The organism is Agromyces seonyuensis (genome assembly GCF_009789225.1).
Taxonomy (GTDB): domain Bacteria; phylum Actinomycetota; class Actinomycetes; order Actinomycetales; family Microbacteriaceae; genus Agromyces; species Agromyces seonyuensis.
The window spans coordinates 1-9,394 of record NZ_WSTA01000118.1 but is presented as its reverse complement, the minus strand read 5'-3'; the positions used below and the strand labels follow the sequence as shown (position 1 = coordinate 9,394).

Here is a 9,394-nt window from a genome sequence, read left to right as displayed (position 1 = left end):
GGCGGCGAGCTGCGCCTCGACCCCGCGGGCGAGCGAGCGGTGCTCGCGGGTCGCCGCCACCAGTCCGGGCGCGACCGAGTCGACCTCGAGCACCTCGGGGTCGGCGGAGTAGACGCCCGCGGCGATGGGGGTCACGAGCCGGTCGAGCACACGGGCACCGAGCCGGGCGCGCACGAGCGGGCCGAGCATGACGGGGTCGCGGTGCAGTCGCCGTCCGAGCGGTCGGAAGCGGTCGGTCGCGGCCCGGAGGGCGCCGCCGAGCCCGACGATGCGGCGCACGTCGGCCGCGAGCGGGTGGGCCGGGATGCCGAGCACGCCCGTCTTCGGCGTCGGCGCGGCCGACAGTGCGCCGCCGCGGCCCGCCGTCACGAGCCAGGAGCCCGCCGGGTGCGGGTCGACGATCGCGTCGCCGAGCCCGAGCGCGTCGATGAGCGGTGCGACGGCGCCCCCGCGGGTCGCCCAGGACTCGGCACCGCTGTCGAGGGGGACGGGGACGCCGGCCGCCTCCACGCGGCCGACGCAACCGCCGAGCACCTCGGACGCCTCGAGCACGACGACGTCGTAGCCCGCTCGGGCGCAGTCGAGCGCGGCGACGAGCCCCGCGACCCCGCCGCCGACCACGACGACGTCGCGTCGGCCGGCCGGAACGGCGGGGCGATCGTTCATCGGGCGCCGGCCTCGTGGACGAACGCCACCAGATCGGTCAGCACGCCGGGGTCGGCCGAGGGCGGCACCCCGTGGCCGAGGTTGAAGACGTGCCCCGGCGCCGTGCGGCCGCGTCGGACCACGTCAGCGGCCGCCGCCTCGAGCACTGCGCGCGGCGCCGCGAGGTAGGCCGGGTCGAGGTTGCCCTGGAGCGCGACCTTCCCCTCGGTGCGGCGGGCGGCCTCGTCGAGCGGGGTGCGCCAGTCGACGCCGACCGCGTCGACGCCGACCGCGGCCATCTGCGGGAGCAGTTCGCCCGTTCCCACGCCGAAGTGGATGGTGGGCACGCCGAGGTCGCGGGCGACGCCGATCGCGCGAGCGGAGGCATCCTGCACGAAATCGCCGTAGTCGGCGAGCCCGAGCGAGCCGGCCCACGAGTCGAAGAGCTGGGCGGCCGAGGCGCCCGCGAGCACCTGCGTGCGCAGGAAGTTGCCGGAGACCGCCGACGTCCAGTCCATGAGGGCGCGCCACGCGCCCGGGTCGGCGTGCATGAGGGTGCGCGCGGCGAGATGGTCCTTCGAGGGGCCGCCCTCGACGAGGTACGCGGCGAGCGTGAACGGCGCGCCCGCGAAGCCGATGAGCGGCGTGGCCGCGCCGGAGCCGTCGTCGGTGCGGTCGAGCTCGGCGATCGTGCGCTGCACGGCCTCGACGATGGGGCCGGATGCCGCCTCGAGCCCGTCGGGGTCGATCGCGGTGAGCTCGGCGACGGCCTCGGCGGTGTCGTGGCGGCGCCCGAACACGGGGCCGCGGCCCGGCTGGATCTCGACGTCCACGCCGAGGAGCTTGAGCGGCACGACGATGTCGCTGAAGAAGACGGCGGCGTCGACGCCGTGGCGGCGCACCGGCTGCAGGGTGATCTCGGCGGCCAGCTCCGGCTCGAGGCACGCGTCGAGCATCCGCGTGCCGACCCGCAGCTCGCGGTACTCGGGCAGCGAACGCCCGGCCTGGCGCATGAACCAGACGGGGACGGTGTCGGCGGCGCCGCCGCGCAGCGCGGTCACGAGGCGCGAGCGATCGGTGCGGCCCGCAGCGAGCGGGTGGGCGTCGGGAAGCTTCACGGGTCCAGTCTCGCAGGCGCTCCTTCGGAGGATGCCGGGTGCCGGAGCCGAGGTTTCGTCATCTCAGTGTCATCCTGGGCGAATTCGGAGTTCCACCATCGGTAGAATCCCACGGTGCTCATCTGTCTGACCGCGAGCCACAAGAACGCGGGCTTCGACCTCCTGGAACGACTCCAGGGCGCCGCCGACGCCGCGCGCGCGATGACCGACGCCTCCGACGCCGGCATCTCGGGCGCCGTCGTGATCTCGACGTGCAACCGCTTCGAGGCCTACCTCGACGTCGACGTGCCCGAGGGGCAGTCGCCCATCGAGCCCGTCCACTCGGCGCTGCGCATCGTCGCCGACACCGCCGACCTCGCGCCCTCCGAGCTGCGCTCGACCGTCGACCTGGTGCACGGCCAGGCGGTCGCGCACCACCTCTTCTCCGTCGCCTCCGGCCTCGAGTCGGTCGTCGTCGGCGAGGGCGAGATCTCCGGCCAGGTCAAGCGCGCGCTCACCCGCGCCCACGGCGAGGGCACGACCACCCCGGAGCTCGAGCGCCTCTTCCAGTCCGCCGCACGCACCTCGCGCCGCGTGAAGAACGACACGCGCCTCGGCGCCGAGGGCCGTTCCCTCGTGCGCCTTTCGCTCGAACTCGCCTCGAGCCGCATCTCCGACTGGTCGGGCGTGCGCGTGCTCCTCGTCGGCACCGGCCGCTACGCCGCCGCCTCGCTCGCGGCCCTGCGCGACCGCGGCGCCGCCGACATCCGCGTCTATTCGCCCTCGGGACGCGCGGCGAAGTTCGCGAAGTCGCACGAGCTCGACTGGGTGCGCGAGGACGACTACCACGCCGAGGCCGCCGCCGCCGAGCTCATCGTCACCTGCACGACGAGCGAGGCCTTCGTGGTCGACCCCGCGCTGCTCCAGGCCGGGCGGGCGGCGCTCGCCGTCGACGACGCCCTCCCCCGCCTCCACGCCGCCGACGCCGTGCTCCGCGCCGCGGAGCGCCAGCTCGTGATCGACCTCGGACTGCCCCGCAACGTCGACCCGGCCGTCGTCGACGTGACCGGCGTCGAGTTGCTCGACCTCGAGACCGTGCGCATCCACGCGCCGCTCGGCGACTTCGACCAGACCGACGCCGCCCGCGAGATCGTGCACGTCGCCGCGCGCGAGTTCGGCCACGGCACCGAGGCCCTCGACATCGCGCCGGCCGTCGTCGCGCTCCGCAAGCACCTCTTCGACGTCCTCGACGGCGAGCTCGAGCGCGTCGCGGGCCGCGACGCCGACGGCCGCATCGAGGAGGCCCTGCGCCACCTCGTCGGCCGCCTCCTGCACACGCCCATGGTGCGTTCGCGCGACTACGCCGCCCGCGGCGAGCAGGCCGAGTGGATCGCGGGCCTCGAGGCCGTGCACGGCGTCGTGGTGCCGGGAGCGCCGTCGCAGTCCGCCCCGAAGCTCGACGACCTCGGCCGCCGCCGCAGCGCGGCGTTCCGTGAAGCGGGCACCGCCGCGAGCCCCTCGTCGGTCGACGGCGGCCCCTCGGCCCCGCGCCGCCCCGGCGCCGAGCGGAGCGCCTCCTGAGCGGGGACGCCCCCGAGCTCGCGGTGCCCTTCGACGCCGCGCCGCTCGCCGCCGAGCCCCTCGAGACGCCGCGGCTCCGCATCCGGCCGCTGGCCTCCGCCGACGGCGACGACGTGTGGGAGTACCAGCGCCTGGCCGACGTGCTGCGCTTCATCCCCTGGCCCGAGCGCGACCGCGCCGAGGCGCAGGAGCACACCGATCGGCGCGCGGCCTCGACCGTGCTCGCGGCCGCGGGCGACGGCATCCACTTCGCATGCGAGCTCGTCGGCGAGCCGGCACTCCGCGCCGGCGGCGGAGACCGCGTGGTCGGCGACGTGATGCTGCGGCTCGACTCGGTCGAGAGCGCGCGCGTGGAGATCGGCTGGGTGTTCCACCCCGGTTTCCAGGGCCGGGGGCTCGCGTCCGAGGGCGCGGGCGCCGTGCTCGACCTCGCGTTCGAGCGGCTGCGCGCCCACCGGGTGCACGCGATCCTCGACCGCCGCAACGACGACTCCGCGCGGCTCTGCGCCCGACTCGGCATGCGGCTCGAGGCGACCCACCTCGCCGACGACTGGTTCAAGGGCGAGTGGACGGACACCGAGGTCTGGGCCGTCCTCCGCGAGGAGCGCACCGCGTTCGTCGCGCGCTGATCGGCCCGTCAGATCGCCCCGTCCTTCGGCGCCGTATGTTCGGGCCGGTCAGTCGGCACGGCCCGACGCCCCGCGGAACGCGAGACGTCGGATGCGCCGGGCCGCGGCGCGCGAATCGGGCACGACCCGCGAGAGTCGGGGCCCCGCCAGCCATGCGCCCGTGAGTTCGAGGCCGGGCACCGCGTCGACGGCCTTGCGCACGAGCGCGATCCGCTCGCGCTGCCCGATGAGGAACGCGGAGCCGGTGTCGCGGTGGGCGACCCGGGCGGCGCCGACGAGGCGGTCGCGGTCGAGCGGGGCGTCGAGCGCGCGGGCGGCGTCGGCGAGGGCGAGGTCGATGAGCGCCTCGTCGTCGAGCGCCTCGAGCTCGGGATGCGCCTCGGGGTCGTAGTGCAGCCGCAGCACGCGGAGGCCGGGGCCGGTCTGCCCGTCGAGCCACTCCCAGCGCGCGGTCTCGTCGGCCACCGATCGGGCGGCGATGTCGGGGTCGGCGCGGGGCACGAACACCACGCGACGCTCGCCCGCGTCGAGCTCGGGGGCCTCGACCAGCAGCACGACGGTGTCGGTCGCCCCTGGTCGCCAGTCTTCCGCCGCGAAGCTCGCCCACGGGCCGCCGAGCCCGCCGAGCAGCCCGAGCGCGGCCCGGGCGGGCGCGGCCACGACGACGTAGCGGGCCGCGATGCGCTGCTCCACGGGCTCCTCGCCGTCGAGTGCCTCGGCGCGGACGAGCCAGCGATACGGGTCGGCGGGTCGGAACGGCGGATCGCCCAGCACGTCGGATGCGGCATCCGCGTCGGCATCGGCGAGGGCCGCGTCGCCGTCGAACGGTTCGAGCGCGACGACGGAGCTGCCCGCCTCGAGGCGGGCGTCGTAGTGCCCGAGATCGCGCAGCAGCGCGTCGACGAGGCGGGTCATGCCGCCCCGGATGCCCGCCGCGTGCACGTCGGGGCGGTTGCCGAGGACGTCGGCGATGCCGCCGGAGAGCGAACCCGTGCGGGTGATCGCCTGGTTGAGCCCGGGCACCACGAGGTCGACGTCGACGTCGTCGGCGTTGTGGACGAAGAGCCCGTAGAGCGTCGTGAACGCGAGCCGGTCGGCGACGAGGTCGCCCATGCGCGTGCGCACGAGCTTGCCGAAGCTCGTCGCCCGCCCGATCTTCAGGAACGGCATGACCCGGTCGCCCCACGCGCGCATGACGCCGCGGCCGCCCACGATCTCGCGCACGTCGGGTGCGAGCGGGTTCGACGGGACGCCCCAGATGGACTCCGCGGGCAGCGGCAGCGCGCGCGAGCGGCCGGCGCCGTCGAGCGGCGGCACCCAGACGTGCACGCCCTCCTCGCCGCCGGCGACGATGTCGCTGCCGAGGCCCAGCTCCGCCGCGAGTTCGGCGACGGAACCGTCGCCCTGCTCGAAGTACGACGCGCCCGCGTCGACGAGGTAGCCCCCGAGGTCGACGCGTCGGACGCAGCCGCCGAATCGGTCGGATTCCTCGAGCACGACGGTCGAGAGTCCGACCCGCGCGCACTCGCGCGCGGCGACCAGTCCCGCGACGCCGCCGCCGATCACCACGACGTCGGCGACCGCCGGCGCCGGCTCGCCCAGCCGTTCCATCCTCCGATCTTCCCAGAAAGCGGCCGATGATGAGAGGTCGCTCATGGATTCCAGCTTGTGCTCAGGGTCGGGCGGAGTAGAGTCTCCGCTACGCATATGTCCCCCATATGCCCGACACGGTCGCACACCCCGAAGCGACTGTGCGCCGACGACGTTGGAGCCCGACAATGGCGAAGCCGTATTCCACCTCCCACGTCGTGGCGCGCGTTCACGCGGACGCCATCGTCGTCGTCTCCGCGTGGCGCTGCCTCGTCGCCGCCGCTCGCACGGAAGGCATCCAGGCCCGATGACCTCGAAGAAGCGCACGGGCGGCGGATTCAAAGCCGCGATCGTCCTGTTCGTCTTCTTCGCACTGCTCGCAGTGGTCGTCTTCGCCGACGCCATCGAGACTCGCATCCAGCTCCTGCCCACGCCCGAGCGTCCGGCCTTCGCCCGCCCGCTCGCCGTCGCGATCCTCATCGCCCTCGGCATCGTCGTCCTCGTGCGCTTCGCACGCAGCCGCCGCGCCTCGGGCCGCACGCTCCGCGTGCGGGACGCCCACGACGGCGTCGCCGCGACGGCCACCCGCACGCGCGCCTTCGTGCAGGCATTCGAGGGCCTCTACCCCGAGGTCTCGGTGCGCCGGCTGGGCTACCGCTTCACCCTCCTCGCCGACGGCGAGGGCATCGCCTTCTGGAGCGGCGCGGGCCGCCGCCCCGCCCGCGTGCTGCTCGTCTCGTGGGACGACGTGCGCTCCGTTCGCAGCGACACGGTCTCCGTCGGAGAGGCGTCGCGCCCGGCGCTCATCGTCCGCATCCGGCACGCCGGCGCGAGCCTCGAACTGCCCGTCCTCCTCACGCCGGGCCGCCGCGAGCAGTCCGTCGGCGGCGAGGAGCTCGGCAAGCGCGGCGAGGCGTCCTTCGCCATCGTCCGACTCGTCAAGGCCGCCCACCGCAAGCACCTCCTGCGCGGCGGCATGACGTTCGAGCAGGCGATGGACATCGCGCCGATCACGAGCCCGATCGACGTCGCCACGGCCCGTGCCGAACTCGACCGGCTCCACGCCGAGCAGGCGAAGGCCGCCGCGCAGCCGGCCGCGATGCTCGACGCGCCGATCACGGTGGTCCGCGCCGAGCCCGTCCGGCGCACCCCGATCAGCGCCTGACCGGGCGAGCGCTCGACGTCTGAACCAGGCGGGCGCCGGCGTCGCGACATCCCGAACCCGATGGATGCCCGGTCGCGACGCGCTGGGCCCGACATCCGCGCGCCGCGGCATCCTCGGGAATTGCGCGAGGCCCAGCCGGTTCGGCTGGGCCTCGCGCGTTCGGCCTCGGCGGGGCGGCATCCGATCGATCGAGCGGATGCCGCACCGCCGCGGCTCAGGCGCCCTTCAGGCGGACGGCGAGGTACGCGTAGAGCTCGTCGATCGCGACGCGCTCCTGCTGCATCGTGTCGCGGTCGCGCACCGTGACGGCCTTGTCCTCGAGCGAGTCGAAGTCGACCGTGATGCAGAACGGCGTGCCGATCTCGTCCTGTCGGCGGTACCGGCGGCCGATGGCGCCGGCGTCGTCGAAGTCGACGTTCCACTGCTGACGCAGGTCCGCGGCGATCTCGCGCGCGAGCGGCGACAAGGCCTCGTTGCGCGAGAGCGGGAGCACTGCGGCCTTGACCGGCGCGAGGCGCGGGTCGAGCTTCAGCACCGTGCGCTCGTCGGTGCCGCCCTTCGCGTTCGGCACCTGCTCGACGTGGTACGCGTCGACGAGGAAGGCCATGAGCGAGCGGGTCAGGCCCGCCGCAGGCTCGATGACGTACGGGATCCAGCGCTCGTTGTTCGCCTGGTCGAAGTAGCTGAGTTCCTTGCCGGAGTGCGTCGAGTGCGTCGAGAGGTCGAAATCGGTGCGGTTCGCGACGCCCTCGAGCTCGCCCCACGCGCTGCCCGTGAAGCCGAAGCGGTACTCGATGTCGACCGTGCGCTTCGAGTAGTGCGAGAGCTTCTCGGCCGGGTGCTCGAAGAGCCGCAGGTTCTCGGGGTCGACGCCGAGGTCGACGTACCAGTTCCAGCGGTAGTCGAGCCAGAACTGGAACCACTCGTCGTCGGTGCCGGGCTCGACGAAGAACTCGAGCTCCATCTGCTCGAACTCGCGCGTGCGGAAGATGAAGTTGCCGGGGGTGATCTCGTTGCGGAACGACTTGCCGATCTGGCCGATGCCGAACGGGGGCTTCATGCGCGCCGACTGCAGCACGTTCGCGAAGTTCACGAAGATGCCCTGGGCCGTCTCGGGGCGGAGGTAGTGCAGTCCCGACTCGTCCTGGACCGGGCCGAGGTAGGTCTGCAGCATCATGTTGAAGTCGCGCGGGGGCGTCCACTGGCCGCGGGTGCCGCAGTTCGGGCAGACGATGTCGCCCATGCCGTTCTCGGGAGCGCGGCCCTTCTTCTCCTCGAAGGCCTCGAGCAAGTGGTCCTCGCGGAAGCGCTTGTGGCAGTGGAGGCACTCGACGAGCGGGTCGGTGAAGACGCCGACGTGGCCGGAGGCCACCCACACCTGCTTGGGGAGGATGACCGACGAGTCGAGGCCGACGACGTCGGCGCGGCTCGTGACCATGTACTTCCACCACTGCCGCTTGATGTTCTCCTTGAGCTCGACGCCGAGGGGGCCGTAGTCCCATGCTGAGCGGGATCCGCCGTAGATCTCTCCGGCTTGGAAGACGAATCCCCGGTGCTGGGCGAGTGCGATGACGGCGTCGAGTCGGCTGGGTGCGGCCACGGTGGCTCCAATGGTGCAGTGAAGTGTGCGGATTCCGCCCGGAATCGGGCTTCCCGCAATCCTACGTGGCCAGTCCGGGGCACGATCGCGCCGATCGGCGCAGCCGGCTCAGCCGCAGGCGAGCGAACCGTCGAGCGTCGCCGCGTCGTCGACGACGTCGCCGTCGTGCCCGTCGCTCGACTCCAGGATCTCGCCCGCGTAGGACTCGAAGGCGATCCCCGCGTCGTCGGCGTCGAACGGCTCCGTGCCGACGAACAGCAGGCCGCCCTCGAGCGGCACGCGCACGATGTACTCCTCGAGCTCCGTCGCGACGGTCGCCGTGAGTACCGGGTCGTCGCTCTCGGCGGCCTTGGCGGTGTAGGTCGGGATCGCGCCGATGACGTTGCAGGTGAGCGACCCGACGGCGATGCGCTGGTCGCCGGACGCTGCGGCGACGTCGAGGTACTGGGCCTCCCCCGTCCCCGCGGAGCAGGAGGTCAGCGCGGCGGTCGCCGCGACGGCCAGCGGCGCGAGCGCGAGTGCGAGACGGCGGCGGGAGCGGCGGCGAACGTCCATGGTCGAAGCGTAACCGGATGGACCCGAACGACCGTCCCCCGAACCGGACGGTCGTCGAACCCGAGCGGGGCGACCGAGCGCCGCAGCCGCCCGGGCGCCCCGGCATCGGCGAGGACGGGCCGTAGGCTCGGAGGATGACCGTGCTGCCAGACATCCTGACGGCCGCCGTCGCCGTCATCCGCGATCGCAAGGTGCTCATGGTGACGGCCCGCGGCCGCGAGGTCTGGTACATGCCCGGCGGCAAGATCGACCCCGGTGAGACGCCCGCCGAGGCGGCCGCCCGCGAGGCGTTCGAGGAGGTCGCGCTCGAGTTCGACCCCGCGGCGCTCGAGCACCTCTTCGAGGTGCGCACCCAGGCGCACGGGGAGCCCGACGGCCGGATGGTCTCGATGCACGTGTTCCTCGCGCGGACCGACGCCGAGCCCGCCGCGTCGGCCGAGGTCTCGGCCCTGCACTGGGCCGGCGCCGACGACGGCGACCGCTGCCCGCCCGCGGGCCGGGACGTGCTGCGGCGGCTCGCCGCGGCCGGGCG

The 9,394-nt window shown here is 74.0% G+C and carries 10 protein-coding genes; 5 read left to right on the top strand and 5 right to left on the bottom strand.

The window, feature by feature from the left end; translation table 11 throughout:
- On the bottom strand, positions 1-666 hold a 666-nt coding region (locus GB864_RS17150), incomplete at its 3' end, for an FAD-dependent oxidoreductase (RefSeq protein WP_160426907.1).
- Positions 663-1,763 carry a uroporphyrinogen decarboxylase gene (gene hemE, locus GB864_RS17145; RefSeq protein WP_160426906.1) on the bottom strand — a complete coding sequence of 367 codons (1,101 nt, stop codon included), beginning with the start codon at positions 1,761-1,763 and terminating at the stop codon, positions 663-665. The genes GB864_RS17150 and hemE, both read right to left, overlap by 4 nt.
- A 114-nt stretch (positions 1,764-1,877) precedes the next feature.
- Here hemE and GB864_RS17140 point away from each other — a divergent pair, with 114 nt between their 5' ends.
- Positions 1,878-3,323 carry a glutamyl-tRNA reductase gene (locus tag GB864_RS17140; RefSeq protein WP_160426905.1) on the top strand — a complete coding sequence of 482 codons (1,446 nt, stop codon included), beginning with the start codon at positions 1,878-1,880 and terminating at the stop codon, positions 3,321-3,323.
- 23 nt (positions 3,324-3,346) lie between these two features.
- Positions 3,347-3,952 carry a GNAT family N-acetyltransferase gene (locus tag GB864_RS17135; RefSeq protein ID WP_336604062.1) on the top strand — a complete coding sequence of 202 codons (606 nt, stop codon included), beginning with the start codon at positions 3,347-3,349 and terminating at the stop codon, positions 3,950-3,952.
- 48 nt (positions 3,953-4,000) lie between these two features.
- On the opposite strand, the gene GB864_RS17130 is transcribed toward GB864_RS17135, so the two are convergent.
- A complete protein-coding gene (locus GB864_RS17130) occupies positions 4,001-5,563 on the bottom strand; it encodes an FAD-dependent oxidoreductase (protein WP_160426904.1) in 1,563 nt (520 codons plus the stop codon).
- Between the two features lie 167 nt (positions 5,564-5,730).
- Here GB864_RS17130 and GB864_RS18845 point away from each other — a divergent pair, with 167 nt between their 5' ends.
- Together GB864_RS18845 and GB864_RS17125 are read left to right on the top strand one after the other, a co-directional pair.
- Positions 5,731-5,853, top strand: coding sequence for a hypothetical protein (locus tag GB864_RS18845; RefSeq protein WP_272898219.1), 123 nt, complete (start codon positions 5,731-5,733; stop codon positions 5,851-5,853).
- The gene (locus GB864_RS17125) at positions 5,850-6,707 is read left to right on the top strand and encodes a hypothetical protein (RefSeq protein WP_160426903.1); all 858 of its coding nucleotides are present in this window, start codon (positions 5,850-5,852) and stop codon (positions 6,705-6,707) included. The genes GB864_RS18845 and GB864_RS17125 overlap by 4 nt, the downstream gene beginning before the upstream one ends.
- A 214-nt stretch (positions 6,708-6,921) precedes the next feature.
- On the opposite strand, the gene GB864_RS17120 is transcribed toward GB864_RS17125, so the two are convergent.
- Together GB864_RS17120 and GB864_RS17115 are read right to left on the bottom strand one after the other, a co-directional pair.
- Positions 6,922-8,307: a glycine--tRNA ligase gene (locus tag GB864_RS17120; RefSeq protein ID WP_160426902.1), complete on the bottom strand. Its 1,386-nt coding sequence runs from the start codon at positions 8,305-8,307 to the stop codon at positions 6,922-6,924.
- Positions 8,308-8,415: 108 nt separating this feature from the next.
- Positions 8,416-8,862, bottom strand: coding sequence for a hypothetical protein (locus GB864_RS17115; protein WP_160426901.1), 447 nt, complete (start codon positions 8,860-8,862; stop codon positions 8,416-8,418).
- Positions 8,863-8,996: 134 nt separating this feature from the next.
- Between GB864_RS17115 and GB864_RS17110 the strand changes: the two genes are divergently transcribed.
- Positions 8,997-9,394, top strand: a 398-nt coding sequence (locus tag GB864_RS17110) for an NUDIX hydrolase (RefSeq protein WP_160426900.1), incomplete at its 3' end; no start/stop codon positions are given.

Bases quoted from the DNA above. Each gene is read 5' to 3' on its own strand.
- GB864_RS17115 (WP_160426901.1), bottom strand. From the start codon at position 8,862: ATGGACGTTCGCCGCCGCTCCCGCCGCCGTCTCGCACTCGCGCTCGCG.
- GB864_RS17130 (WP_160426904.1), bottom strand. From the start codon at position 5,563: ATGGAACGGCTGGGCGAGCCGGCGCCGGCGGTCGCCGACGTCGTGGTG.
- GB864_RS17125 (WP_160426903.1), top strand. From the start codon at position 5,850: ATGACCTCGAAGAAGCGCACGGGCGGCGGATTCAAAGCCGCGATCGTC.
- GB864_RS18845 (WP_272898219.1), top strand. From the start codon at position 5,731: ATGGCGAAGCCGTATTCCACCTCCCACGTCGTGGCGCGCGTTCACGCG.